This window comes from Staphylococcus sp. NRL 16/872 (assembly GCF_022815905.2).
GTDB lineage: Bacteria > Bacillota > Bacilli > Staphylococcales > Staphylococcaceae > Staphylococcus.
Window position 1 is genome coordinate 203,474 of record NZ_CP119327.1, and the last position, 25,786, is coordinate 229,259.

At 35.1% G+C, this 25,786-nt stretch carries 26 protein-coding genes; 15 read left to right on the forward strand and 11 right to left on the reverse strand.

The genetic code is table 11. The annotated features are described in order from the left end of the window. The first annotated feature begins 48 nt into the window (after positions 1-48). Both bioB and MT340_RS01000 read left to right on the forward strand, forming a co-directional pair. Complete coding sequence (gene bioB / locus MT340_RS00995; protein WP_243588382.1) at positions 49-1,014, forward strand: biotin synthase BioB; 966 nt, start codon at positions 49-51, stop codon at positions 1,012-1,014. A 35-nt stretch (positions 1,015-1,049) separates the two neighbouring features. Beyond that, positions 1,050-1,430: a hypothetical protein gene (locus MT340_RS01000; RefSeq protein WP_243588383.1), complete on the forward strand. Its 381-nt coding sequence runs from the start codon at positions 1,050-1,052 to the stop codon at positions 1,428-1,430. A gap of 525 nt (positions 1,431-1,955) precedes the next feature. On the opposite strand, the gene MT340_RS01005 is transcribed toward MT340_RS01000, so the two are convergent. The 4 genes from MT340_RS01005 to MT340_RS01020 form a co-directional block, all read right to left on the reverse strand. Beyond that, positions 1,956-2,432, reverse strand: a complete 477-nt coding sequence (locus MT340_RS01005) for a hypothetical protein (RefSeq protein WP_243588384.1) — start codon at positions 2,430-2,432, stop codon at positions 1,956-1,958. Next, complete coding sequence (locus tag MT340_RS01010; protein WP_243588385.1) at positions 2,395-2,562, reverse strand: hypothetical protein; 168 nt, start codon at positions 2,560-2,562, stop codon at positions 2,395-2,397. The genes MT340_RS01005 and MT340_RS01010 overlap by 38 nt, the downstream gene beginning before the upstream one ends. A gap of 138 nt (positions 2,563-2,700) precedes the next feature. After that, positions 2,701-4,119 carry an anion permease gene (locus MT340_RS01015; RefSeq protein ID WP_243588386.1) on the reverse strand — a complete coding sequence of 473 codons (1,419 nt, stop codon included), beginning with the start codon at positions 4,117-4,119 and terminating at the stop codon, positions 2,701-2,703. Positions 4,120-4,424: 305 nt separating this feature from the next. Further along, entirely contained in the window at positions 4,425-5,210 is a 786-nt protein-coding gene (locus tag MT340_RS01020; RefSeq protein WP_243603485.1) for a putative hydro-lyase, read from the reverse strand. Positions 5,211-5,417: 207 nt separating this feature from the next. Here MT340_RS01020 and nagA point away from each other — a divergent pair, with 207 nt between their 5' ends. Together nagA and MT340_RS01030 are read left to right on the forward strand one after the other, a co-directional pair. Continuing rightward, the gene (gene nagA / locus MT340_RS01025; protein ID WP_243603486.1) at positions 5,418-6,572 is read left to right on the forward strand and encodes an N-acetylglucosamine-6-phosphate deacetylase; all 1,155 of its coding nucleotides are present in this window, start codon (positions 5,418-5,420) and stop codon (positions 6,570-6,572) included. 160 nt (positions 6,573-6,732) lie between these two features. Beyond that, positions 6,733-6,981: a hypothetical protein gene (locus tag MT340_RS01030; protein ID WP_243588387.1), complete on the forward strand. Its 249-nt coding sequence runs from the start codon at positions 6,733-6,735 to the stop codon at positions 6,979-6,981. A 30-nt stretch (positions 6,982-7,011) separates the two neighbouring features. Here MT340_RS01030 and nagB read toward each other — a convergent pair whose 3' ends face one another. Further along, positions 7,012-7,767 carry a glucosamine-6-phosphate deaminase gene (nagB, locus tag MT340_RS01035; RefSeq protein ID WP_243590211.1) on the reverse strand — a complete coding sequence of 252 codons (756 nt, stop codon included), beginning with the start codon at positions 7,765-7,767 and terminating at the stop codon, positions 7,012-7,014. A 176-nt stretch (positions 7,768-7,943) separates the two neighbouring features. Here nagB and MT340_RS01040 point away from each other — a divergent pair, with 176 nt between their 5' ends. After that, positions 7,944-8,570 (forward strand): NDxxF motif lipoprotein, encoded by a 627-nt coding sequence (locus MT340_RS01040; RefSeq protein WP_243588388.1) that lies wholly within the window; start codon positions 7,944-7,946, stop codon positions 8,568-8,570. A gap of 158 nt (positions 8,571-8,728) precedes the next feature. Here MT340_RS01040 and MT340_RS01045 read toward each other — a convergent pair whose 3' ends face one another. Further along, positions 8,729-9,559, reverse strand: a complete 831-nt coding sequence (locus MT340_RS01045) for a CPBP family intramembrane glutamic endopeptidase (RefSeq protein WP_243588389.1) — start codon at positions 9,557-9,559, stop codon at positions 8,729-8,731. A gap of 166 nt (positions 9,560-9,725) precedes the next feature. On the opposite strand from MT340_RS01045, the gene MT340_RS01050 reads away from it, so the two are divergent. Together MT340_RS01050 and MT340_RS01055 are read left to right on the forward strand one after the other, a co-directional pair. Beyond that, on the forward strand, positions 9,726-10,391 hold the full coding sequence (locus MT340_RS01050; RefSeq protein ID WP_243588390.1) for a CPBP family intramembrane glutamic endopeptidase: 666 nt from the start codon (positions 9,726-9,728) through the stop codon (positions 10,389-10,391). A 14-nt stretch (positions 10,392-10,405) separates the two neighbouring features. After that, on the forward strand, positions 10,406-11,053 hold the full coding sequence (locus MT340_RS01055; protein WP_243603487.1) for a CPBP family intramembrane glutamic endopeptidase: 648 nt from the start codon (positions 10,406-10,408) through the stop codon (positions 11,051-11,053). 56 nt (positions 11,054-11,109) lie between these two features. On the opposite strand, the gene pcp is transcribed toward MT340_RS01055, so the two are convergent. The 3 genes from pcp to MT340_RS01070 are packed head-to-tail and all read right to left on the reverse strand — an operon-like array spanning position 11,110 to position 13,394. After that, positions 11,110-11,748, reverse strand: coding sequence for a pyroglutamyl-peptidase I (gene pcp / locus MT340_RS01060; RefSeq protein WP_243588392.1), 639 nt, complete (start codon positions 11,746-11,748; stop codon positions 11,110-11,112). A gap of 22 nt (positions 11,749-11,770) precedes the next feature. Then, a complete protein-coding gene (locus tag MT340_RS01065) occupies positions 11,771-12,697 on the reverse strand; it encodes a DUF979 domain-containing protein (protein WP_243603488.1) in 927 nt (308 codons plus the stop codon). Continuing rightward, positions 12,690-13,394 (reverse strand): DUF969 domain-containing protein, encoded by a 705-nt coding sequence (locus MT340_RS01070; RefSeq protein ID WP_243588393.1) that lies wholly within the window; start codon positions 13,392-13,394, stop codon positions 12,690-12,692. The genes MT340_RS01065 and MT340_RS01070 overlap by 8 nt, the downstream gene beginning before the upstream one ends. Positions 13,395-13,659: 265 nt before the next feature. On the opposite strand from MT340_RS01070, the gene MT340_RS01075 reads away from it, so the two are divergent. Further along, positions 13,660-14,433 (forward strand): acetoin reductase, encoded by a 774-nt coding sequence (locus MT340_RS01075; RefSeq protein ID WP_103298635.1) that lies wholly within the window; start codon positions 13,660-13,662, stop codon positions 14,431-14,433. A gap of 209 nt (positions 14,434-14,642) precedes the next feature. Further along, positions 14,643-16,016, forward strand: a complete 1,374-nt coding sequence (locus MT340_RS01080; RefSeq protein ID WP_243603489.1) for an MFS transporter — start codon at positions 14,643-14,645, stop codon at positions 16,014-16,016. Between the two features lie 391 nt (positions 16,017-16,407). Here the strand turns inward: MT340_RS01080 and MT340_RS01085 are convergent, their stop codons facing one another. Both MT340_RS01085 and trhO read right to left on the reverse strand, forming a co-directional pair. Further along, the gene (locus MT340_RS01085; RefSeq protein WP_243588395.1) at positions 16,408-17,382 is read right to left on the reverse strand and encodes a choloylglycine hydrolase family protein; all 975 of its coding nucleotides are present in this window, start codon (positions 17,380-17,382) and stop codon (positions 16,408-16,410) included. A gap of 314 nt (positions 17,383-17,696) precedes the next feature. Further along, entirely contained in the window at positions 17,697-18,659 is a 963-nt protein-coding gene (gene trhO / locus MT340_RS01090; protein WP_243603490.1) for an oxygen-dependent tRNA uridine(34) hydroxylase TrhO, read from the reverse strand. Positions 18,660-18,942: 283 nt separating this feature from the next. On the opposite strand from trhO, the gene MT340_RS01095 reads away from it, so the two are divergent. From MT340_RS01095 to pbp4, 6 genes are all read left to right on the forward strand, one after another. After that, positions 18,943-19,920: an SMP-30/gluconolactonase/LRE family protein gene (locus MT340_RS01095; protein WP_243603491.1), complete on the forward strand. Its 978-nt coding sequence runs from the start codon at positions 18,943-18,945 to the stop codon at positions 19,918-19,920. Positions 19,921-19,996: 76 nt separating this feature from the next. Then, positions 19,997-20,086: a type I toxin-antitoxin system Fst family toxin gene (locus MT340_RS01100; protein ID WP_243588396.1), complete on the forward strand. Its 90-nt coding sequence runs from the start codon at positions 19,997-19,999 to the stop codon at positions 20,084-20,086. A 168-nt stretch (positions 20,087-20,254) separates the two neighbouring features. Then, positions 20,255-21,898: a phospho-sugar mutase gene (locus MT340_RS01105; protein ID WP_243588397.1), complete on the forward strand. Its 1,644-nt coding sequence runs from the start codon at positions 20,255-20,257 to the stop codon at positions 21,896-21,898. Between the two features lie 12 nt (positions 21,899-21,910). Then, positions 21,911-22,792: a ribokinase gene (gene rbsK / locus MT340_RS01110; RefSeq protein WP_243603492.1), complete on the forward strand. Its 882-nt coding sequence runs from the start codon at positions 21,911-21,913 to the stop codon at positions 22,790-22,792. A gap of 439 nt (positions 22,793-23,231) precedes the next feature. After that, positions 23,232-24,380, forward strand: coding sequence for a polysaccharide deacetylase family protein (locus MT340_RS01115; protein ID WP_243588398.1), 1,149 nt, complete (start codon positions 23,232-23,234; stop codon positions 24,378-24,380). 227 nt (positions 24,381-24,607) lie between these two features. Beyond that, complete coding sequence (gene pbp4 / locus MT340_RS01120) at positions 24,608-25,759, forward strand: penicillin-binding protein PBP4 (protein WP_243588399.1); 1,152 nt, start codon at positions 24,608-24,610, stop codon at positions 25,757-25,759. The last annotated feature ends 27 nt before the right edge of the window (positions 25,760-25,786 follow it).

The window sequence follows — 25,786 nt, forward strand, 5'->3', positions numbered from 1 at the left end:
TAAAAAGTATCACTGGGACATTTTAAAAGGTAGGGAGTATGAAACGACATGACATTAAATTTAGCAGAACGTATCTTAAATCATAATTTATTAAGTAAAAACGAAGCTTTAGAATTATTCGAAAATCCGGCATTCGACACTTTCGAATTATTAAATGAAGCGTATATTGTGAGAAAACATTATTACGGCAAAAAAGTAAAATTAAACATGATATTAAATGCGAAAAGTGGAATTTGTTCAGAAGACTGTGGTTACTGTGGGCAATCTGTCAAAATGAAACAAAAACAACGCTATGCTTTAGTCGAATCAGAAAAAATTAAAGCTGGGGCACAAGTAGCGACTGACCACCATATCGGTACTTACTGCATTGTGATGAGTGGACGTGGACCAACAACTAGAGAAGTGGATCACATTTGTGATACGGTAGAAGAAATAAAAGCATTACATCCACAACTGAAAATTTGTGCCTGTCTCGGGTTAACAGATGAAGAACAAGCTGAGAAATTAAAAGAAGCGGGCGTAGATCGTTATAATCATAATCTAAATACAAGCGAGAGATATCATAGCGAAGTGGTTACAACACATACATATGAAGATAGAGTGCGTACCGTTGAAATGATGAAAGCGCACAATATCTCACCATGTTCAGGCGTGATTTGTGGTATGGGTGAAACGGATGAAGACATTATTGACATGGCTTTTGCATTGAAAGAAATTGATGCAGACAGTATTCCGATTAACTTCCTCCATCCGATTAAAGGAACTAAATTTGGAGGAATGGATTTATTATCACCAATGAAATGCCTACGAATCATAGCGATGTTCCGCTTAATTAATCCAACGAAAGAAATTCGCATCGCAGGAGGACGTGAAGTTAATTTACGTTCATTACAAGCCATCGCGTTAAAAGCTGCCAATTCAATCTTTGTAGGCGACTACTTAATTACAGGCGGACAACCTAACGAACTCGATTACCAAATGATAGAAGATTTAGGATTTGAAATTGACGGGTAAAACATATTGAATTGTTTTAGAGAGGAGAATACATAGTGCTACAGGATAAAAAAAGTACGAGATTACTGTATCAGACTGTAAGTGAGTTAGCTGAACAGATGGGACAAAATCAAATTGAAACTAAATCCGTAAGCTTGATTTTCCTAGATTTTGATTTAGAGTATGAAGTCTTTGAAAGGGTCTTCGCAAACTTTATAAAGTACGTAGCACACAAAACAATCGAAGAAATTAAATATAAAGATTTAACTAGATTGATTGATGAAGCATTACCAGAAGATCGTGAGTTATACCCATTAACTAAAAATCAAATTATCATTGGCTTTGCGAATAATTATTTGCCTCAACTTAAACCACTCGCAAATGATATTCAAAATGAAATGGGCACAAGTATTAATCCTGAAATAGAGGATATTTAAAGTAATGCGAAAAAAATAACAGGAAATGGAGTAACGAAAATGAATTCGAATAAGCCTAAAATTGCGCAAAAACGATGGTTTAATATTATGTTAATCTTCGTAGGGATTTTGAGTTTTTGTATTTTCTATTTTGCTATGCATCTCCCTTTCATGCTAGCATTTTTATATTTATGGGCACCAGTACTCATAGGATGTATGAACTTGAAAGAGATTAACAGTAAAAATATTGAGGAAAGAAACAACACCAGATAATGGCATAACCATTATCTGGTGTTGTTATATATTATCTTTCTGTATTTTTGCGTGTTTTATGAGCATCAGCTACTGCGTAACCTACTTTACAGCTTGCTTCTGATTCTTCATGTGGAAAACTAAAGGCGCCTGCCAAGGCGATTTTTTATGTTAAAGACATGTATTTAATTAAATTTATAAAACCCAGAAACAAGCTTACCTTTATCAGTTTTTCTATATTGAAATATCTTAAAACCACCTTCCTCACAATAAAACTTTTTAAGATATTCTTGCTCATACCAGTCGACATATATGTCTTAGTGCAGTTTTTTTAAATACCTCTAATCCAATTGAAATTGCATATTCTAAAATGGTTTTACCAAAAACTAGGTTTTTATATTTATCATTTCTACCGAGCTTAGTAATTAATAAAGATGGAAATTCATTGTTTTTGTAAGCATCAGAGGATATTCTTTTTTTAATACCTCTAGATACATTAGTTTCGAATTTGATATTGACTATTTTTAAACAAAAATAACCAATGATTTCTAAAGTGTCTGTATCAACTATAAAATAAGTACGTAAAGAATTTTGTTGGTTTAAAAGTAAAGCTTTATTTTGTAAGTAAGATGTTATAGAGGGGTTAGAAGAAGTAGTAAATTGCTTGATATTATCTTGGAGAAATTTTAAAAATGAATTACTTGTATTTGAGTAGTCATCAAAGTCGGAAAGATTATAAATTCGATGATTTACTTTTCTCAATTTTTTCATATAGTTCAAGTAAATTTGCTGTAGTTAATTCATTTTCAATGCGATTTTTAAATGGTTTAAACTCTGCAGTTGCAAATATAATCGCTTCTTCTTTAGATAAAGTATATGAACCTCTTTCTTCTGGTATCATATTAATCAACCACCTTTGTATAAATATTTTTATAAATTATACGTCATTATTATATTGTTAACAAGTTTATTTTTGTGTAATAGTAAAATTTAAGGTGTAAAAAAGGAATCCAATTTTACATTGAATTCCTTCTTATAACTACATCAGTCCGATGAGTTTCATCCATAGTGAGCCGATGCCTAGCCAAATAATGAAGTAAACGATACCTAGTGCAAGGTTCATCAGCCACCAACGTTTTTGGCTTATATAACCAGCGCCGTAAATGATTGGTGCTGGGCCACTACTGTAATGTGTGGTAGAAGCCATTAGGTTACCGAAGAAGCCTAACATTAACGCACTAAATAACGGAGGTGCGCCAGCTGCTACGGCTACACCAAGTAATGCGGCATACATCGCACTTACGTGGGCGGTTGAACTTGCGAATAAATAGTGTGAATAGAAATAGAATACGATTAAGATGATAAGTACAATTGGCCAACTTAATCCACCTAAACTATGCGCGATAAGATGGCTTAACCAAGGAATGAAGCCAAGTTTGTTTAATTGGTCGGCCATCATAACAAGTACTGAGAACCAAACCAATGTATTCCAAGCACCTGTTTCGTTTAAAACGTCTTTCCAATTCAATACGCCTGTGATAAGTAGTAATGATAAAGCAATAAATGCTGTTAAAGTTGCATCGATATTAATGTAACTTCCTGTCATCCACAATAGTAAAGCAATAATAAAGATACCAATCATGAATTTTTCAGCTTTAGAAATATTACCCATTTCTGAAAGTTGATCTTCAGCCCATTTTTTAGCATCTGGTGTTTCTTTAACTGTAGGTGGATACATTTTATAAATAATAAAAGGCACTACAATAAGAGAGATTAATCCAGGAACGATGGCTGCTAAGAACCAATTCATCCAAGTAATGTGCACATGTGCTGTCTTTTCAGCTAAGTTTTGTGCTAATGGATTCCCAGCCATAGCTGTTAAGAACATCGCAGCAGTAATCAAGTTGCCTTGGAACTCTGTGAATAGTAAGAACGCACCCATTTTGCGTTCAGTACCTTGTTTAGGATCTGAGTCGAATGATTTTGATAGTGATTGAATGATCGGGAACATAATACCACCAGCACGCGCTGTGTTACTAGGTGTAGCTGGGGCTAAGATTAAATCAACGCCGACAAGAGAGTAGGCTAAGCCGAGCGTCTTTTTCCCGAAAAGTCTCACGAATTGAAGCGCAATTCGACGCCCAAGACCTGTCTTCACGAAACCTCTAGAAATGAAGAATGCCATCGCAATTAGCCAAATACTAGGATTACCAAAGCCTTGAACGGCTGTTTTAGTATCAACGACGCCAACTAATACAGTAAGGGTAAAACCGAGGATAGATACGGCACCGATTGACATTGGTTGTGTAATACAACCAACGATAGTCGCTACAAAGATAGCGAACATGAGCCATGCTTGCACATTTAATGCCTCAGGTCTGAAAGGCGTGATTAATGCAAGAATGACACCGATAACAACAGGGAGTATAAATTTCTTATACTGAACAGAATTATCCATAAAGAAACCTTCTTTCTATCTATTCTTTCGATATTTCATACATTAGAATAGACCTATTTTTTAAGAATGTACAGGGGCTATAAGTAATTAATTGAGAATATTTCTCATTACTTTATTTTGGAAAATTCAATAGAAAATTGGGAGCGAATTTAGGAATTGGAATATGAAGATTTTTAGGTGGTAACTATGCCGGCATGCTAAAGTATCATGTTAAATACGAATAACATTACTAAAACACTAAAAACCAGCAGCCATATGCGATAAAGTTGTGTCGCTAGGTATCTGCTGGTTTCTTTTTAAAAGAATTAATTACTTAATTCGCTGTCTTTAATGTCTGTAATGAACATGTGACCGGGGGAGTGTGTAATCATGATGTCGGGTTTGGTGTCTAGTGCGACGGATTGTGGTGTGACGCCACAACCCCAGAATACGGGAACTTCACCGGCTTTGATGGTCACGGGTTCTCCGTAATCTGGTTCGTTAATATTGCTGATGCCTAGTTCTTCTGGCGATCCAATGTGAATGGGCGTGCCGTGAACGTTCTTGAAGTGCGATGTGATTTCGGTTGCTTGTATGGCTTGGGCGATGGTCATTGGGCGCATGCTTACGGTGATATTGCCTTTGAACTGTCCGCTAGGTTCTGCTGGGATATTAGTGCGATACATTGGGACGTTGTGCGCTTCTTCGATGTGACGCACGGGAACACCAGCTTCTAAGAGTGCATGTTCAAAGGTGAAGCTACAGCCAATAAGGAAGCTCACCATGTCTTCGGTGTAAAGGTCAGTGATATTATCTGTTTCTCTGATCAGTTCACCGTGTTCATAAATACGATATTTGGGTACTTCTGTACGGATATCCACCTCTTTTCCGTAATAAGGAAAAGAAGGTGAGCCCACTTCTGAGACGTCTAATAATGGATACGTCTTTGAATTTCTGAAGCAAAATTTTAAAAAATCATAAGCATAGCTGGAAGGTAAGATAACGACATTGGCTTGAACATACCCCTTTGCCATGCCGCTTGTATGATTTGTTAATTTACCTTCGCGAATCAGTTTGCGAATTTCTTGTGGTGTTGCTTGTTGTAAATTCATAATTATTCCTCTCCTAATCCCCTTAATATATGAAGTTTCTTATTTCTAGAATATGTGAAAATTACACCATTTACAAGCAAATTTTAATATGAAGATTTTTAATTTTTATGCTAGTTTTTAAAAATTTTTCTAAAGTAAAAAATTGAATATCTGAAATGCTATAATTGTTATGAATTTAGAACAATATTTAAGAAAAGAAGGTATATCATGTCGAACTATGTCATTACTAATGGAAGAATTTATACAGAAGAACAAGTTATTGAAAATGGATATCTTGTAGTAGAAGATGGCAAAATAAGTGACATTCAAAAAGGCAACTATACAGGAAATTTACAACAAGTAGATGCCAAAGGGCAAAATGTCTTACCAGGGTTTATCGACATTCATATTCACGGTGGATATGGTGAAGATGCTATGGACGCGTCATATGAAGGGTTGAAACATTTAGCAGAACAATTGTTATCTGAAGGTACGACAACGTTCTTAGCGACAACAATGACACAATCAGATGAGAATATTGAAAAAGCGTTAAAAAATATTGTGGCGTATCAAGCAGACCAACAACAAGGTGAGGCAGCAGAAATCGGTGGCGTTCATTTAGAAGGACCTTTTATTTCAGAGCATAAAGTAGGCGCGCAAAATCCAAAATATGTACAACGTCCTTCAGTAAGCAAAATTCAACAATTCCAAGCAATTGCGAACGGACAAATTAAAATCATAACGTTTGCGCCAGAAGTAGAAGGCGCACATGAAACATTAAACGCGTTGCATGACGATATTATCTTCTCAATGGGGCATACCGTAGCAACATTTGATGAAGCAAATGAAGCGGTTGAACATGGTGCAAAACATATTACACACCTTTATAACGCAGCAACGCCATTTGAACATCGTGACCCAGGTGTTTTTGGGGCAGCATGGACAAATGAAGGGTTAAATACTGAAATTATTGTTGACGGCATACATTCGCATCCTGCTTCAGTAAATATTGCTTATAAACAAAAAGGCAATGACCATATATATTTAATTACAGATGCTATGCGTGCTAAAGGCATGAAAGACGGAGAATATGACTTAGGTGGTCAAAACGTTATCGTAAAAGGTGAAGAAGCAAGATTAGAGAGTGGAGCTTTGGCTGGTAGTATTTTAAAAATGAATGATGGATTACGTAATTTAATGACCTTTACGCATGATTCATTAGATAACTTATGGCGTGTAGCGAGTTTGAACCAAGCGAAAGCATTAAAAATTGATGAGGCTAAAGGTAGTTTAGCTATTGGGAAAGACGCAGATATTGTTATCGCTAATGATGAAATTGAGATTAGTAAAACAATTAAAGCAGGCACAATTCATCACTTTTAAGACGACCCGCATAGTTAAATTATAAAAAATTGAGTTTTACAATCGAATACGTGTATATTGTATACACTTTAACTTTGATGGGTTTAAAATTATGTAATTAAGTGTATATAAAAATTAACTATGTAAAAAATTAAATATTGGCAAGAAAGGGGGCATTACCGTGCAACATGATTTAATGTTTCCAAGCGCAAAAAACTTTTTCTCAACTTTGGCATGGTTGTCTATCATTGCTTTAATCGCAGTACTTGCACTTAACTTGCTTGTTTATAGCACGTTTAACAGTTTTAATGATTTTAATTTACAATTTAACTTGCATCAAACTGAATTAATCTTCGCAATTACGTTTGCGATCATCGCATTTATCAGCATTATTATTTCATTAATTTTAAAATTATTTAAACATTCATAATAGATAAGTAAGGGACAGGAGACAAAGATTTTAAATCTTCGCATCCTGTCCTATTTTTTTAAAATAATTATAAATAGTATCATCAATAATAATTTCTACATTTGGATGTTTATGTAATATAGATGCTGGCAAATCTTCCGTTGTTTCTTCTTCCAATAAACGACGAATAGCCTCTTGTTTACGTTCTCCAAATGCGATTAAAACAATACATTTAGCACGCATAATTGACTTTAAACCCATAGATACCGCTTGTTTTGGCACATCTTCAATTTTGTCGAAATGAACGCTATTTGCTTTAATGGTTGAATCTGTTAAATCTACCACACGTGTTTCACTTTCAAAAGACGTGCCAGGTTCGTTAAAACCAATATGGCCATTTTCTCCAATACCCAACAATTGAATATCTGGATCGCCAATTGACTTTAAATGTTCCTCATAACGTTTAGCTTCAGCTTCTAAATCTTTTGCTTTACCTTGAGGAATGTGGATATGAGAGGATTGCCAACCGTCATTGTAGTCGAATAATAACTGGTGCATATAAGAGTGATAACTTTGAGAATGTTCAGGTTCTAACCCTACATATTCATCTAAATTGAACGTTTGTACTTGGCTTAAATCTGTATCGTTTGCTTCCAATAATTCAGAAAATCGTGGGTAAATATCAGTCATCGTATTTCCTGTAGCCAAACCAAGAATCGCTTTAGGATTGTCTTGAATTAATTTTAATAGTTTAATAGCAACATAATCACTGGCGATTGCTTTATTTTTTAAATTAATAAGTTTCATCATATAAACGCCTCCATACGTTTACTTAACAATCTGCTTCCAAAATTTAAGTATGTATTAAGAGTATACCCAAGTAATGTGATTTCTGTGTAAGTTAAACTTAAAATCTTACTAACATTTATAAGTATATCCATGCTAAGATGAATAATGAAAACGATATAAAAAGGAGATTTGATATGAAAAAGATAGCATTATTAATTTCAACTTTTATATTAGTTATTACAGTAGCAGGATGTTCATCTTCTGAGGAAAATCACAAAAAAGATAGCAAGACTGAAAATAAACATACTGAGAACAATGCACGTCATAATCATAAAATTCCAAAGCATATTTTTGATAAGACAACGACTAATCAATCAATTTCTGAAGATACTATGAAGAAGGATATAAAAACATATTTAGATTCTGACAGAAAGCTAAAGGATGCTACTGAACCTTTTGAAGATAAGTTATATTCTGATGAAAAATTATCTGAAAAACAACAGAAAAAATATGATAAAATTTTAAATTTACAAATTCAAAATGACGCTAACTTTGCTAAATACATAAAAAAAAATAAACTACCAAACAAAGAATATGAAAAATATGGTAAGAAAATTAGTCAATATATCGTAGGAGTTAATGATACGGTAAATAAAGTTAAAAACGTGTCAAAAAAGGCTGAAAAACAGTTAGATGCAGATGATTTAAAAGAAATTAAGAATATTAATAAAGACAAAGATATTGTTAATGGACGTGAACAAGATAAAATTGAGAAATTCTTGAAAAAGAAAAATATTGAAACTATCGCTTTTGATAAATAAAACTAACAGGACTCCGTAAACACGGGGTCCTGTTTTTTAGTAATTGAAATTAAGAAAGATTTAAGCTTGAATTACGTGGAATTTTGTTATGTTATATGTAGGTTACATATTTTAATGTTTTATTTTTTGAAAATGGCTGCGTCAATTGTGCATCATTTTTAAGTGAAAATGTGGCCGAGGAAAAGAGCTGCGAAATAGCCAATAATGATGATTACACCTGTAACGCCATTATGAATCATATGGACCATCATACTATCGCGCACATTGCCTCTACGATGATAAGCGAGGTAAAAGATCATGCCCATCATGAGATACATCAAAGCTGCGACCCAATTTGTTGTACCATGTTGAGATGCAAAAATGATTGATGAAATAATAAATGGTAACCAGAAACGACTTCTTTTAAAGAGTGTTTCTTTGAAGATACCACGATAAATGAGCTCTTCTAAATATGGCGCAATGAATGAAATAGTTAATGCAAAGACAATTAGTGGGAAAACTTGTGGTAATTGTTCCATATTAGCTTGACCATTCATATCGCCAAGTAACATCTTATCGTTTTGCGTCTGTCTTGATCCTGTGACAACAAACATTAATTGAGACATACCAATCACTATGATGCGTAATAATATTGCCCAGCCAATATTAATCGCAACGTCTTTCTTTGTGAATTTTTTCGGCTGTTCGTAAGTGTGACTTTTATAGTAACGTCTCACGAGCCAAATAATGACACCGGTGAAAAGAAGGAAAAGTAACGAAGCGAGCGTGCCAGTTATTAAGTCCATATGAGCTGAAAGTCCCATGATGTAAATCATGAGTACGACAGGAATTTGGGCAAGTAGGAGCCATCCAATAAAAATAAGAATATTAACAAATGTATTTCCAGTTGGATGACGTTCTTCATGATGTTGTGGAGTTTCATGTTGATTCGGTTGTTCAGATGTTGAAGTAGATGAAGCGTATGTATTCACATTTTCGTGTTCGGTCATGTTAAACCCACCTTTTATTTAATGTTATGAATTTTGAAAGCGAATACTTCATTTTGAACGTAACATATATTTGACATTTTATCTATATAAATAGAGTAAAATTATTTTTAAAAATAAGCGAGTTTTTAATTAAGTAAAAATTTCCCGAGAAATGAGGAGGCAAATGATGTCGCAAGAACGACTAAATCAACAAACTAAGAAAGCAGATTTCCAAATTTCGCATAAAGCGTATTGGAAATTATTATTACAATCTATTTTTATGATAGTTGTAATGTTGTTCGCTGAATCGATGGTTTTAGCATTAGTAGAAGAGAGCCCTAAACATTTTTGGGTAGCTATTGTATCAGTTATCATTGCATTTTTATTATTATGGTTATTTAAGTTGAAATTATTTAATTTTAGCAAGATTACAAAACAACAATGGATGTTAATCATCATAGGTTTTGCTTTAATGACCGGTGTAGATTATCTTTTATCGTTTTTCATGCCAGAGCCAAGCAATGAAAAAGGATTAGAAGAAGATTATAATAAGATTCCTTTCTTACTTCAAATTGCATCAATTGGCACTTTAGGACCAATTTTAGAAGAAGTTGTATTTAGAGGCTTGTTAATTAAAGGGATATTTAGAGGCGCACCTATTATCGGAGGGATTGTTTCAGTTATATTATTTGCTGGTTCACATGGACCGACGACTATTGGAGAATGGTTTGTTTATGGATTTTCTGGCTTAATATTTGTATTTGCATATTTAAAGACTGGTCGCTTAGAAGTAGCGATTTTAATCCATATTTTAAATAATACGTTAGTTACAATTCAAAACCATTTCTGGTAAAGGGGTGTATTGGAATGAAAACTATTTCTCAGAATAAGCCTAACTTTCAAATTTCTGAGAAGCCTTATTGGAAATTATTATTACAATCTATAATGTTATTTGTTTTATTTTCTATTGTGTATATCTTCATTAGCGCAAATGAAGATCATTTAAGTGCCTTGCTCACTGGCACTTTATTAGTTATTGGAATCTTTTTATTAGGAAAATGGTTAAATATCCAGTTTTTCACTTTTGAAAAATTTACAAAAGAACAAGTAATGATTGTTATTTTAAGCGTGGTAATATGCCAAGCGATGTACTATTTATTTACCTTACCAATATCTACGACTTCCAACCAACAAGATATTAATAGTGTGCTTGCCAGATTGCCATTTATCAATAAATTATTATCAACAGCCATATTGTCTCCAATCATTGAAGAAGTTGTATTTCGTGGACTACTTATTAAAGGATTGTTTAGAGGCATACCTATTATAGGTGCCGTGCTATCAGTGATTTTGTTTGGTGCAGCCCACATACCAACAAACATTTGGGAGTGGCTAATCTATGGAGGGTATGGATTTGTCTTTGTCACAGCATATTTAAAGACAAAACGCTTAGAAGTTCCTATGATAATTCATATTCTACATAATAGTTTATTCTTAATTATTTATCATGTTTAATATAGTCAAAGGGAAATGTCTAATTAACGAACTAAACATTTCCCTTTTTAACTTTTTTAATGTGTTTCGCCTAATGCGATTTTAGCGTCTTCGTCTCTTGAGATGGCTTTAATCGCAGCTGTTAAACCTTTAGCAATCGTTTCGATGGACATTGATGGCTTTTCAGGTTTATCTGTCACTTGTGCTGGAATAAATGGTACATGAATGAAACCAAATAATAAGCCAGGATAAGATTTATCTGCTAAGTAACCTAATTGATATAAGATGTGGTTACATACAAATGTGCCTGCCGTATTTGATAAGCTTGCTGGAACGCCGGCTTGTTTAATGGCTTCTGTCATCTTTTTAACTGGTAAGTTTGAGAAGTAAGCAGGTGCGCCATCCTCTTGAATAGCGACATCAATCGGTTGGTTTCCTTTGTTATCTGCAATACGTGCGTCATCAATGTTAATGCCAACACGTTCTGGGGTTAAATCGTAACGTCCACCAGCTTGCCCGATAGCTAATACGGCCTCGTAGCCTCCTTTAGCTAACTCTTTATCTACTGCCTCTTTTGATTCATGAAAGACAGTTGGGATTTCTAACTTTGTAATCGTATGCTCGCCAATATGATCCTCTAATTGTTTGACTGCTTCTAATGCTGGATTGATCTTTTCGCCACCGAATGGGTCAAATGCTGTTACTAGAATATTCATAATTCATTTCCTCCTTTAATTTTTAAAAAGCCCAGAAATACATCAATGCGATATGAATAACGATTAATGTGAGTGCGATAGGAGCTTGTGCCTTAATAACGCCAAATTCTTGCTTCATTTCTAATAATGCGACGGGTAGTGTGTTAAAGTTTGCGGCCATAGGCGTAAGCAATGTACCACAGAAACCACCTGTCATTGCCAATGCTCCGGCAACGATTGGGTCGCCCCCTTGTGCAATAACGAATGGAATACCGATACTTGCAGTAATCACTGTAAAGGCTGCGAATGCGTTACCCATTAATACTGTGAAGAGCACCATACCTAAGATATAGGCAGTAGCACCTAAAAGATGGTTGCCTTCAGGTAAGAATGAAGAAATCCCTTTAGAGATAACTTGACCAACACCACTCGCAGTGAAAAGGACACCAAGGGCTGCTAAGAATTGTGGCAGAATACCTGTTGTGCCTACTTGTTGTGTTAAGCGGTCGCTATCGTATAAAACGTAAGATAATTTAGGTTTAATAATGAGCAGTGCAGCGATTAAGCCAATGACTGATGAAATGCCTAAACCAATTGCGCCACCTAGAGGCGTCCAGTTTGAAATGATGACTGCCACTACAGCTAAGACAAGGGCCGGAATAAAGAGTTTATTGCCGTATTTATCTGACCCTTTTTCGACTTCTTTATCAGTTACATCAATAATATTTTTAATTTTAACTTGTTTGAAAAGGGTCAACGCACCCATACAGAGCACTAGGATACCGTTAATTACATTTGGAATGTAAGGTCCAGCGATAAAAAGAACGGCTAAGATAGTCCAGAATGCTGCAGTACCAATACTTTTAGATTTATCAGTTGCACGTAGAGCGCGATAAGCAGTGTATAAAAATTGTAGTCCGATTAGGATATAAAAAATTTCTAAAATATGATTTAATGTAGCCTCATTCATGGTGCTTCACCTCTTTATGTCCATATTTTTTATTGAAATAACGATCTAGTAAGATATTTTTAACCCATACTAATATAAGAGTAATGATTGCGACGGGAATTGAAGCGAGTACTAAGCTCATTGCATTCGCTTTAATATGGAGTGATTGGAACGTACCTACCATTAATAAAATACCTGCTGCACCCACAAATAAATTTTGTCCAAAGAAGTTACCATAATTTTCCATTGCAGAGGCTTCAGCTTTTAATTTTTCGATATCTTTAGCGTCGATATCTTTTTCAGATAGGTTATAACGTGTGCGTAAAGCACCTTGTACCATTGGGTTGATTAAGGGTCTAACAAATTGAGGATGTCCGCCGATACGGATTGAAGCTACGCCAGCGATTTCACGGATAATTAAATATAAAGTGAGAAGGCGACCGGCTGTTATTTTCTTGACGTTGCTAATCAGTTTAGAAGCTTGTTGCTTTAAGCCAAAACGTTCAATTAAACCGACCATTGGAAGAGTTAGCATAAATAATGTTACTAGACGCTGATCGACGAAAGCTTTTCCAAGTGTAGAAAGCACATCAACAATATCCATACCAGCAACCAGACCAGTAACGACTGCCGCTATTAAAATAATTGCAATTGTATCGAATTTGAGAATGAAGCCAATAATGATAATTAAAATACCAATTAATTTAAGCCATTCCATAAAATCACTCCTTTGAGGTTATAACTAGATTTAGATAATACAAAAAATAAAAAGTTTTAATTTTCTTAATATTAGCATAACAATTTTCTATATAGAAGAAGAATTAAAATAAAAAGAATAATATTTTGGGGAATGTGGATTTTTAGTGAAGAGTTATTTAAATAGAATAATATTTTATGAAAGTTTTGTGGATATAAATATCTATTTAAAGTAATTTTATACTTATGTGATAAAATTTACTTGTAAATTAAAGGAGGAATGTTTTATGGCAAAAACAGCAGTTATTACAGGTTCAGCCGCAGGTTTAGGTAAAGGAATTGCAGAGCGTTTAGCGAACGATGGATTTAATATTGTGCTTCAAGATATTAATCAAGACACACTACTGAAAACTGAGGAAGAATTTAAAGGCAAAGGTTTTAACGTTGTAGCTTTCCATAGTGACGTTTCTAAAAAGAAAGAACAAGAGGAACTCGTTCAATTTGCAGTTGCAGAATTTGGACAAATTGATGTCTTTGTAAACAATGCTGGTGTTGACGCGGTATCTTCAATTTTAGAAATTACTGAGGATGAATTAGACAAATTATTCCATATTAACGTTTATGGAACACTTTTCGGCATTCAAGCAGCAGCGAAACAATTTATTAAACAAAATAGCAAAGGCAAAATCATTAACGCATGTAGTATCGCCGGACACGAATCTTATGAAGTGTTAGGTACATATTGTGCTACAAAATATTCAGTACGTTCATTCACACAAACAGCAGCTAAAGAATTAGCTGAAAAAGGTATTACAGTCAATGCTTACTGCCCAGGCGTAGCTAAAACTGAAATGTGGGATCGTATCGATGCAGCTATGGTTGAATTAGATGACAGCTTAAAACCAGGCGATGCCTTCGAACAATTCTCATCAGCAATCAAATTAGGACGCTACCAAGAACCAAAAGATGTAGCAGCTTTAGTATCATTCTTAGCTTCACCAGATTCAGACTACATCACAGGACAAGCCATCCTAACAGACGGTGGATTAGTGTACAGATAAACCGAATATAGAATTGAAACATTTAAAGGACTCAGTTCCAAGCATAAAAACTCCCCTCAACAATATATGACGAGGGGAGTTTATCTTTATATATTAGTAAAACTATACATAGTATCCCTGTTTCTTTCGTGATACAATGATTATATAAATGAGAAACATTCTCAATTGATTACATAACTATATACCACAGTAAGGGAGTGTATGATGTGATGTCACATCAACGTAAGTTTGACGGTAAACTCGTCATTGCAGCAAGTTTTGCAGTATTAACATATTGGTTGTTCGCACAATCATTCATAAATATAGGCACAAGTGTTCAAAAAACATTTGAAGCTCCAGAATCAATAATGAATCTTTCGATTAGTCTTGTGTCATTCGTCACAGGCATATTTATGGTTGGCGCAGGAGACATCGCTGATAAAATAGGCAATCTCAAAATGACAATTATTGGGCTAGTTTTAAGCATTATCGGTTGCTTAAGCCTTATTGTAATTCCAGCTACACCATTTCTAGTTATTGGCCGTATTTTTCAAGGTCTTTCAGCAGCCATTTTACTGCCATCTACTATTGGACTAGCCTCAGATAAATTTGAAGGGCAAGAATTGCGTAAAGCATATAGTTTTATGATGATAGCAACTGTGGGCGGAATTGGTTTTTCATCCTATATAGGTGGACTTATTTCTAATTATTTAGGATGGCAAACCGTCTTTATTATTTCTATCATTTTATCAATCATTGCGATATTTATTTTAAGTCGCAGAAAAGAAATTCCTCGTTCACAACGTGAGCACCAAACATTTGATTACGTAGGAATGATTATCTTTGGTATTTTTATCGCCTGCCTTATGTTAGTCATGACACAAGGATTCACTTACGGTTGGACTAGCACTTTCACACTAAGTGTTGTAGCACTTGGTCTCATTGCACTCATCGTTTTTTATTTTTTTGAAAAAGGCAGAACCACACCATTTATCGATTTTTCAATTGTAAAAAACCGAGCATTTCTTGGTTCAACAATTAATAACTTTGTACTTAATACTGGTGTAGGTACAACTGTCGTCTTCAATGGCTATGCACAAAAACAATTCGGTATGAGTGAAGTACAAACAGGCCTGGTCACAGTGCCGTACGTCTTCATGGCCATCGCAATGATACGATTAGGTGAAAAAGCAATACAACGTTATGGTGGGAAAAGCATGTTAATTGCAGGGCCATTATTCCCAGCTATTGGAATTATCCTAATTAGTTGTACATTTTTATCTCAAAATTGGTACGTAGGCCTTGTGACGTTTGCTTTCGTAGTTTGTGCAATTGGTAATGGCTTAGTAGCCACACCAGGTTTAACGATCGCCGTATTTAACATGCCAGAAGAAAAAGTAAGTTTTGCGACAGGTTTATACAAAATGGGAGCCACTTTAGGAGGCGCTTTTGGCATTGCTTTTAATACTACTATTTTCACAATATGCCAGCAATTCTTTACTGTAGAAACATCAGCCATGATGTCATTCTTAGCAGGCGCTGTTATCATGGTACTCGGACTTATTTCAGCGTTTATTCTTATACCTAAAAAAGTAAAAGCCTAATAAAAAACAAGCGTGACTGTTCAATCAGCCACGCTTGTTTTGTTTATAAATACTTGTTTAAAAATTTTAGATATAGATACTGAATGAAATTACCCAACCAGTAAATAGACTTGTTTGATAAATGTGAGTGTTCATATACTTACATAAGTAGTTCTAAGATAGATAACGAAGTGTCGGGGCCCCAGCACAAAGACTTTCGTATAGAAAGTCTACAAACAAAGCAAGCTGGGGAAGGAACGTAAGTATTCACACACTTAAGTAAGTAGTTCTAATGATTAAAATCAAAGAACTACTTTACATGACTACAGGCTTAAGCCTTTCACGCAAGAAAGCGTCGCAACAAAATGAGTGGCATCCATCTAAGAACTACTCTACATAAAAAAGTACATATTTAATTCACTTTATCTGTCGTTAAGCCTTGTGGTATTGGCTCAAAGATAACTAAATCATCGCTATTTAATAAATCCTCATTTAATTGTAATTCGGCAATGCGGTTAGAGTTATAATACTTCACATACAACGTACGCGTAGTCAGATTGAATACAGTTTGATACAGCGTGTAGTGGAACTCATGTTCAGAGGGACGAACGGCACCTTTAGGAATGCTAACGCTATCCAGAATTCTAAATGCATCAAGCACCGCATCATCGCCATCGTCAGGCAACATATTATGCACGAGATACGTTGCTCTTACATAACGCTCCGCAGAGGTATAACCTCCTGGCAAACCAGATGTGCCACTTTCATTACCAATAAATAAATTCTTATAACGTTTATATTGAGGTTTGTAAGGTGTCACATTCGCAAAATTCTTCAAGTTCTCATAGTGCCAATTCAAATCAGGACTGTTTGTCAGCACGCCAACTGGATTATCATGCACCACAATACGACCTTCCACAAATGTAATCTCAGCCGTACGACCAGTAGCATCAGAAATATGATAATGAAGCGGAGGTGCTTCGTTAATATCGTTTAACGTATTCGCAACGACGTTCACTTGTTTCGCGTTATCAATGAGTTCGTCGATCGTTTGATTGTAGCCAAGTGCCCACGTTAACACTTCAGTTTGTGAAATATTGATATAGCCTTCACGAATTTTAGTCGCATATGACGCATATCCTCGGTCGTATTGATTTGAAATCGCTAAGCCATGTTCATTCACGCCATCTCCGAAGATAAAGCCTTCCATATCTGATCCCGCACCAGTAAAGCCATACTTCGTTTTACCTTTATAATCTACGCGAGATTCCCAATAGAAATTGCGTGGTTGCACAGCTGGATGTCCAGTCAATGGATAATCATAATCCATCGTACGTCCTAGTATAATGTCGCCATTTTTTGCTTGAAAAGTAAAACCCGTACACATATGTATCAACCTCCATTTATATATTGAAAATTATTATCAATTATAAATTTTATACTTAAATATTTCAATTTTTGCAATTGAAAGTATAAAAAATATCCCTTATGACATTGGTTAATCTCATAAGGGATACTCTAATTTTTAATTTACGGCTTTCCAAAAGCAGGATTTTAGGTAGCGAGGCCCCAACACAGAGAATTTCATTCAGAAATTCTACAAACAAAGCAAGTTGGGGACTCACGACTCGACAAAATTTGAGAAACAATTTTGCTCATCGTTCGGTTCTGCTCAAATCCTAAACGCTTTTGTCCAGACCTCTATGCATGTGCGTGTTCTGGTACGTCTTTGAAGTTTTCTAAACGACGGTTCCATTCTTCATCGCTAATGTCATTTTTAGCTACATAGCGATTACGTGGATGTTTGGCACAATCGTATGAACAAGCGCCAAGGTATTTTTCTTCATTTTCCTCTGAAACAAGAATTTGTTTGTTACATTCTGGGTTAGCACAGTTAATGTAACGTTCGCAAGGAGTACCGTCGAAGTGTTCTTTACCGATCACTGTTTTCTCAACTTGGTTCACGTCTACACTAATACGTTCGTCGAATACGTACATTTTACCGTCCCAATATTCACCTTTAGTTTCAGGATCTTTACCGTAAGTTGCAATACCGCCGTGTAATTGACCCACATTCTCGAAACCTTCTTTAACTAACCAGCCTGAGAATTTTTCACAACGGATGCCACCAGTACAATAAGTCACAATGTTTTTACCGTCTAATTGGTCTTTGTTTTCACGGATCCAATCTGGTAAATCTCTGAAACGCGTGATGTCTGGGCGAATTGCACCACGGAAGTGGCCTAGGTCGAATTCGTAATCATTACGTGCATCTAAGATAACTGTATCTTCATCTTCTAATGCTTCTTTAAATTCGCTTGGTGAATAGTATTTACCAGTTGTCACACGTGGATCCACGTCATCTTCTAAACCTAATGCAACGATTTCATTTCTAGGACGTACGTGCATTTTTTTGAATGCGTGGCCTTCAGCTTCATCAATCTTGAACGTCATATCTGCGAAACGTTCATCCGCATGCATGTGCTCGATATATTTATCTGTGTCTTCTTTCGTACCAGATAATGTACCGTTAATACCTTCAGTAGATACTAAGATTCTACCTTTTAAGTTGTTTGCTTTACAGAATTCTAAGTGCTCAGCTGCAAATGTTTCAGGGTCATCAATTGTTGTATATTTGTAATATAATAACACTCTATAATCCATTTTCTGTTTCTCCTCTTTTAAAAATCTTTTTATTTATCGTAAGGGCAGGCCGTATTCATTCAAATTGTCGTTCGTTTATCTTTTTATAAAAATCAACATTATATTATTTTACCAAATTTATAATAACTTTCAATATTTCAGTTTCGAAAATAGGACAACAGACCTAGTTGAGTGAGCAATATTTCTTTTTGAAAACGATTACATATAGTACCATAATATTAAAGTGTATATTAGAAATTGAGAAATTAAAATTTTACTTTTCAAAAAGGAGGAATTGTATCTTATGTCAAACGAGTCATTACCAAAACTTACATATACAGGTGCGTCAAAAAGCGCAGTGCCGATTATTTCAGAAAGTGAATTACAAACGGTTACCGCAGAACCTTGGGTAAAAATTTCAGATGAAGGACTTCAATTAGAAGGGTTAATCTTCGATAGAGATCATAATTTGTTTTTATGTGAAGTGTTTGGTGGCAAAATCTTTAAAGTAGATACGAAAACAAAAGAAGTGTCTACTGCATTCCAATCGCCAAAACAAAATCCAGCTGCAGTTAAAATTCATAAAGATGGACGTTTCTTTACATGTTATTTAGGAGACTTTGAATCAACAGGTGGCATCTTTGCGACTGATGAACATGGTGATAACTTTGAAGAAATTATTTCTGAATTAAACTCAGAATACTGTATTGATGACATGGTCTTCGACAGTAAAGGCGGCTTCTATTTCACAGATTTCAGAGGCTATTCGACAAATCCTAAAGGTGGCGTTTACTATGTGTCACCTGACTTCAAGACGGTAACGCCAGTAATTCAGAATATTTCTGTCGCGAACGGTGTAGCGTTAAGTACTGATGAAAAAGTGTTATGGGTTACGGAAACGACAACTAACCGACTTCACCGTATTCAATTAGAAGACGATGGCGTAACGATTGCACCATTTGGCGCTACAATTCCATACTACTTTACAGGACATGAAGGGCCAGACTCAGTATGTATCGATAGCGATGATAACTTATATGTCGCGATGTACGGACAAGGACGCGTCTTAGTCTTTAATAAACGTGGCTATCCAATTGGTCAAATTTTAATGCCAGGTCGTGATGAAGGTAAAATGCTACGTTCAACACACCCACAATTCATTCCAGGTACAAACCAATTATTAATTTGTACAAACGATATTGAAAATGGTTCAGAAGGTGGCTCAATGATTTACACAGTAGAAGGCTTCGCCAACGGACACAAAAGCTACCAATTCCAGTAAGAATAAATAAGCGACAGCGTCTAACACACCAAAAAACCCCTCACTAGGACAAGTAGTGAGGGGTTTGGTGCTTGTAATGGAACTAATTTTTTTAACTATTATAGCTCCTGTAATATCAGGATGTATTATTACGGTTTTTAAATATTGGTTAGACAACCGTAACTAAAAATAAGCGACATAATCTAACTTGTGTATATATTAACACTATTGGTTACTTATTGCAATTTAAGAAATGTGTTTTATCCTTTGCTCTCATATTCTGTGAAACTTTTAGCTATATCCAGTATACTGAAGAATGAATATAATAGACACGTATGTGTGAAAGGAGTATATGATGAAAGACAATTGGATGAAACATAAAGAAGATAGTCTTGTAGCGTCTTTTTATGATGCACAAACACCTGAATTCCAAGAACAAGGCTTTGAAACTGAATTAGCTTTCGGTACAGCAGGGATTCGTGGGCAATTCGGACTTGGCCCAGGTCGTCTAAATCGCTATACTATCCAACGTTTAGCCCTAGGCATCGCTAACTATTTACAAGACAAAGAGACGCATTCTTCGATTGTCATTCACTATGATATTCGTCACTTATCTTCAGAATTTGCAGAACTGATTTCTCAAATTCTTGCTTCAAATGACATCAAAGTTTACTTAGCAGCGCATTACAAAACGACGCCAGAATTATCATATGCCGTCAGACACTTACATACTTCTGCGGGCATCATGATTACAGCAAGCCATAATCCTAAAGATTATAACGGCATTAAAGTATATGGCTCAGATGGTGCACAATTAGATGAAGAAACGTCATTTGAAGTCGCTAACTACATTAATAACTTGGAAGATCCACTAAAATTAGAAGTAGATTTCAATCCTACGTTGATTGAGAAGAATATCCATACTTTACCAGATGACGTTTATAACACTTACATTAATGAAATTACGGATCTTGTCGGCGATATTCCGCAGTCAGATTTAAAGGTTGTCTACACAAGCCTACATGGCACAGGTGTACCGATTATTCCCGATATTTTACAGCATCTACATTTTCAAAACTTTAACTTAGTTGAAGTACAGTGTAAAGTTGATCCTAATTTCAGTTCTGTGAAAAGTGCGAATCCCGAAGAACGCGACGCCTTTGACTTGGCCATTCAACAAGCTCAAGACGCTGACGCAAATCTTATCATCGCCACAGACCCTGACGTCGATCGTATGGGCTTTGTTGAACGAGATAAAGATGGTCAAAACCACTACTTTGGTGGCAGTGAAATTGGCGCATTACTAATTAAATATCTTATTGAACACGCGACGCTCCCTAAACAGCCGGTCGTTATCCAATCTATAGTTACCGGCGAATTGGGTAAACGTCTTGCGCAACAACATGGGGTCACTGTGAAGGAAGTCTTAATCGGCTTCAAACATATTGCCAAAGCGATTCGCGAATTTGACGATGACCAATCATTTTTATTCGCCTACGAAGAAAGTTATGGTTACTTAGCCGATGATTTCGTGCGAGATAAAGATGCCGTCCAAATCGTACCATTAATTATTAAGTATGCGTCTATTTTGGAAAATGAGGGTAAAACACTTCACGACGCGCTAAACGAAATCTATGAAGAAGTAGGACACTATCGCGACTATCTTGTTTCAAAAGTATTTGAAGGCAAACAAGGCCAACAACACATTGCAGATTTAATGGCTAAAGTAAGACATCATATCCCTGACACAATCGCAGGCTTAAACGTCATCGCAGTAGAAGATTACGACACACTACAACGTGTAAACAAAAAAGACAATACAGTAGAAACCATTACCTTACCACAAGCCAACGTCATTAGAGTCATCTTTGAAGAAGGCTTCGTTGCCCTAAGACCATCAGGCACAGAACCTAAACTCAAATTCTATATCTCACTCAACGTCCACAACTTCGACCAAGTAGCACAAGAGATATATGATTATATATTTAAAGAGAATTAAGAGGTGTGACATATGGAGAGACAGATTTATGTAATTGGTAGTATGTCGATGGATTTAGTTGTAGCGACGCGTATTGTTCCTGGAAAAGGGGAAACCGTACTTGGCGAGTCATTTTTTACGACGCCGGGTGGTAAAGGTGCCAACCAAGCCGTAGCAGCTGCACGTTTAGGACAAGATGTACATATGATTGGTCGCATTGGAAACGATACGTTTGGGGAAGACATTTTTCAAAATTTAAAAAATAATCAAATTAACGTGGAACATGTGAAACCCACGGAAGGACCTTCAGGAACAGCGCACATCACATTAGCTGATAATGACAATAGCATTATTGTGGTGCCATCTGCGAATAATGAAGTGACTCCGGACTATGTGCAGGAAGCCTTAGCTTCTACGCAACCGGGGGACATTGTGCTATTGCAACAAGAAATCCCATCTGAAACAGTGGAAACTGCCGTGAAATATTGTTATGAACACGATGTGATTTCGATTTTAAATCCGGCACCATACAGAGAGATTTCTGACGATGTGCTTGAACAAGTGACATATCTTACGCCGAACGAGACAGAGAGTGAGAATATGTTTGAAGGCGATGTAGATGGCGCTCTGGAACGTTATCCTGATAAGTTAATCGTGACGTTAGGTGAACTAGGTGCGATGTATAACAATGGCGTTGAACAAGTAGAAGTTAAAGGATTTAAACGTGAAGTGAAAGATACGACAGGCGCAGGTGATACATTTAATGGCGCGCTAGCAGTAGGTCTGCAGAAAGGATATGCGCTTCAAGAAGCGGTCACATTCGCCAACTTAGCAGCGAGTTATTCTGTGACAGGTATGGGTGCGCAAGGTGGTATGCCAACCTTTGAAGACTTAGAAGCGGACTTAGAATTTTAAATGCATTATTTTTGAAAATGAAAACGACATAAACTAACGAAAAAACACCGTCAACTCAAAGATTATATGAGTTTGACGGTGTTCGCTTATGTTAGAGAGATTTTTTATAATGAGATTGTATAGGAAGGATGGATGATATGAATTTCGATATCTATGACAAAATAGCATTAGTACTTATTATTGCGTTCTGTTTAATTAGTACAGTGAATATGCCTCAAATATATGAATTGACTATAAAGTTGGTAATTGTGTTTTTACTTATCATTAATGTAATTGTAAAACTTTCAAATAGAAAATAGGCAACTTATTCTCTTGGTTGATTAAATTCATGTAAAAATTTTGTTAAGTTATAATTGATACCTTATAAATAATATAATATTAATATATAATGTGGTGATGAATGGCATAAAATTTATACTTAATAAAAAGGAGAAGATGAATGGCTAAGAGATATTTACTTGGACTACTGACAGTTTTATTAGCAATTGTTTTATGTGCATGTCAATCTACATCACAATCACATGATGGGAAAGACAAGAAATCTGCAGAAGATAGAAAAAAAGAAGAAAACATGTATGCGAAGAAGAAAAACAAAGACCAAAAAGATTGGGTTACATATAAGGGCGATGTTGCTCATGTCTTCTATCATCCAATAATTGCAGAACCTAAAAAAGCGTTTACGGGGGATCCAAGCTCAGCTAAAGGGAATAATGATTGGATGATTACAGTTAATGAGTTTAATAAGTCGCTAGATGAGCTTTATAAACATAATTACATATTAGTAGATCCACATGATGTGTATGATTTAAAATCAAATCCAGTTAAAAAGAAAGAAATTAAATTACCTAAAGGTAAAAAACCACTTATCTTATCTATTGATGACATGAATTATTATGATTATATGCGAGGTCATGGCTATGCTGATCGACTTGTATTAGACAAAAATAAACATGTCGTATCTGAAACGAAAGGTAAAGATGGTAAAGTCACACAAAGCGAAACAAATGATATCGTGCCAATTTTAAATAACTTCGTGAAAAAACATCCTGATTTCTCATATAATGGCCAAAAAGGTGTTGTAGCTTTAACAGGTTATAATGGTGTACTTGGCTATCGTACAAATGAATTAGATAGTAAAGATTATGATAAACGTAAAGAACAAGCTACTAAAGTTGCGAATGCAATGAAACGTGATGGCTGGACCTTTGCGAGTCACTCTTGGGGACATATTAATTTTGAGGATACCTCATATGATCGCATTGTGAAGGATACAAAACGATGGGAGAAAGAAGTGACTCCAATTATAGGTAAAACAGATCTCTTTATCTTCCCACATGGGGCACAAGATAGAGGATCACAAGGGTATAATTATTTAGAGCATCAAGCAGGATTTAAATATATTGCTGGTGTGGGGCCAAATAATTATACTATTATCGACAAAGATAGTGTATACCAAGACCGAGTGGCAATAGATGGGTTGAATTTATATCAATTTAAATACAAAATGAAGCCATTCTTAGACCCAGAAAAGGTATACAGCAAAGAAGATCGTAAATATTTTAAAGGTAATAAAGATTATGATTATTGATCATTTACTTTATTAATTAGGTTGAACTCTGAGAAGAAATTAGTTTTCTTTTCAGAGTTTTTAAATGTGCATTTTAGAAAAAGAGATTGAACATTCACTTATATTGCTGCAAAACATTATAAAAATAAATTATAAACAGCGTTCATTTTTATGTAAATATGTAATTAACAAGTAAAAATAAGTTATAATAAATTGTACTATATAAAAAATAAAAAGTAGGGAATAACATGTTTCAGAAAATAGTAAAGAGTATGGGAAGCATCGGTTTTATAGCTTTATTAAGTTCAACAAGTGCGCATGCAACAGAAACACCAGTCAATATTTCAAATCAACTCCACCCTCATGAAGTTAGCTCCATTTATCAACCAGATGGGGTTACGTTAACGACACAACAAGGACAAGTATTATATGATTACCAGGGAAATAAAAAAGTAGATCCTGCGTCTTTATCTAAAATGATGACATTATATTTAACGTATGAAGCAATTGATAATGGCAAATTAAAATTAAGTGACACTATAAAAGTGACAAAAAAATTCAATCATTTGTCTAACATGCCTAACTTGTCTTCTGTACCGTTACGGCAGGGACAAACATATACTATTGAAGAATTAATTAAACAAACGGCCTTAGCTTCGAGTAATGCAGCGGCAATCATTTTAGGAGAAAAAGTCAGTGGCAATACGTCAACATTTACAGATAAAATGAATCAACAAGCTAAAATATTTAATATGGATAACTCACATTTCATTAATCCTGCAGGTGCTCAAAATAATTTACTAGGAGAATTTACTCCTTCAAAATATAAAAAACAAGATTATCCTACAAGTACTGCAAAAGATATGACGATATTAGCGCATGAATTAATCGCTCAACATCCTGAATTACTAAAGGTGACGCAATTATCTCAAGATACACAAAAAGGTAATACCTTTACGAGCACTAATTTATCGTTAAAACATCAACCACTCTATTTAAGAGGTACAGACGGTTTAAAAACTGGGACAAGCGATAAAGGTTATAATATTACATTAACAAACAACTTAAATCACTTACGTTTAAATGAAACCGTGATGAATGTTAAACCTTATGGAAACGATAATGCAAAATATAATAGAAATAAAATAGGCAATCATATTATTCAATACTATCGCCAACAATACGAGTATAAAAAAGTGCTTTCTAAAGGAAAACATACGATAGGTGATCATACTTATGAAGTGAAAAAAGATTTATATGATACAGTGCCGAAAGATAGTAAGAAATGGACAATTAAAGTAAATAAAAATAATCAAGCTTTCGTTTCTTACAAGCGTGATTTTTTACCTAATACAAGCTACCCAAAAGTAGTTGTAGAGAAGAAATGGAAATTATTTTAAAACATTTATATTAATAAACCAAAAAGA

Excerpts from the sequence above, each read along its gene's own strand:
- MT340_RS01100 (WP_243588396.1), top strand. The coding sequence starts at position 19,997 with ATGGAACTAATTTTTTTAACTATTATAGCTCCTGTAATATCAGGATGT.
- MT340_RS01050 (WP_243588390.1), top strand. The coding sequence starts at position 9,726 with ATGTCGCAAGAACGACTAAATCAACAAACTAAGAAAGCAGATTTCCAA.
- MT340_RS01115 (WP_243588398.1), top strand. The coding sequence starts at position 23,232 with ATGGCTAAGAGATATTTACTTGGACTACTGACAGTTTTATTAGCAATT.
- MT340_RS01020 (WP_243603485.1), bottom strand. The coding sequence starts at position 5,210 with ATGAATTTACAACAAGCAACACCACAAGAAATTCGCAAACTGATTCGC.
- trhO (WP_243603490.1), bottom strand. The coding sequence starts at position 18,659 with ATGGATTATAGAGTGTTATTATATTACAAATATACAACAATTGATGAC.
- MT340_RS01015 (WP_243588386.1), bottom strand. The coding sequence starts at position 4,119 with ATGGATAATTCTGTTCAGTATAAGAAATTTATACTCCCTGTTGTTATC.
- rbsK (WP_243603492.1), top strand. The coding sequence starts at position 21,911 with ATGGAGAGACAGATTTATGTAATTGGTAGTATGTCGATGGATTTAGTT.
- pcp (WP_243588392.1), bottom strand. The coding sequence starts at position 11,748 with ATGAATATTCTAGTAACAGCATTTGACCCATTCGGTGGCGAAAAGATC.
- MT340_RS01045 (WP_243588389.1), bottom strand. The coding sequence starts at position 9,559 with ATGACCGAACACGAAAATGTGAATACATACGCTTCATCTACTTCAACA.
- pbp4 (WP_243588399.1), top strand. The coding sequence starts at position 24,608 with ATGTTTCAGAAAATAGTAAAGAGTATGGGAAGCATCGGTTTTATAGCT.
- MT340_RS01065 (WP_243603488.1), bottom strand. The coding sequence starts at position 12,697 with ATGAATGAGGCTACATTAAATCATATTTTAGAAATTTTTTATATCCTA.
- MT340_RS01095 (WP_243603491.1), top strand. The coding sequence starts at position 18,943 with ATGTCAAACGAGTCATTACCAAAACTTACATATACAGGTGCGTCAAAA.
- MT340_RS01105 (WP_243588397.1), top strand. The coding sequence starts at position 20,255 with ATGAAAGACAATTGGATGAAACATAAAGAAGATAGTCTTGTAGCGTCT.
- MT340_RS01055 (WP_243603487.1), top strand. The coding sequence starts at position 10,406 with ATGAAAACTATTTCTCAGAATAAGCCTAACTTTCAAATTTCTGAGAAG.
- nagB (WP_243590211.1), bottom strand. The coding sequence starts at position 7,767 with ATGAAACTTATTAATTTAAAAAATAAAGCAATCGCCAGTGATTATGTT.
- bioB (WP_243588382.1), top strand. The coding sequence starts at position 49 with ATGACATTAAATTTAGCAGAACGTATCTTAAATCATAATTTATTAAGT.
- MT340_RS01075 (WP_103298635.1), top strand. The coding sequence starts at position 13,660 with ATGGCAAAAACAGCAGTTATTACAGGTTCAGCCGCAGGTTTAGGTAAA.
- MT340_RS01010 (WP_243588385.1), bottom strand. The coding sequence starts at position 2,562 with ATGATACCAGAAGAAAGAGGTTCATATACTTTATCTAAAGAAGAAGCG.
- MT340_RS01005 (WP_243588384.1), bottom strand. The coding sequence starts at position 2,432 with ATGAAAAAATTGAGAAAAGTAAATCATCGAATTTATAATCTTTCCGAC.
- MT340_RS01070 (WP_243588393.1), bottom strand. The coding sequence starts at position 13,394 with ATGGAATGGCTTAAATTAATTGGTATTTTAATTATCATTATTGGCTTC.
- MT340_RS01040 (WP_243588388.1), top strand. The coding sequence starts at position 7,944 with ATGAAAAAGATAGCATTATTAATTTCAACTTTTATATTAGTTATTACA.
- nagA (WP_243603486.1), top strand. The coding sequence starts at position 5,418 with ATGTCGAACTATGTCATTACTAATGGAAGAATTTATACAGAAGAACAA.
- MT340_RS01085 (WP_243588395.1), bottom strand. The coding sequence starts at position 17,382 with ATGTGTACGGGTTTTACTTTTCAAGCAAAAAATGGCGACATTATACTA.
- MT340_RS01080 (WP_243603489.1), top strand. The coding sequence starts at position 14,643 with ATGTCACATCAACGTAAGTTTGACGGTAAACTCGTCATTGCAGCAAGT.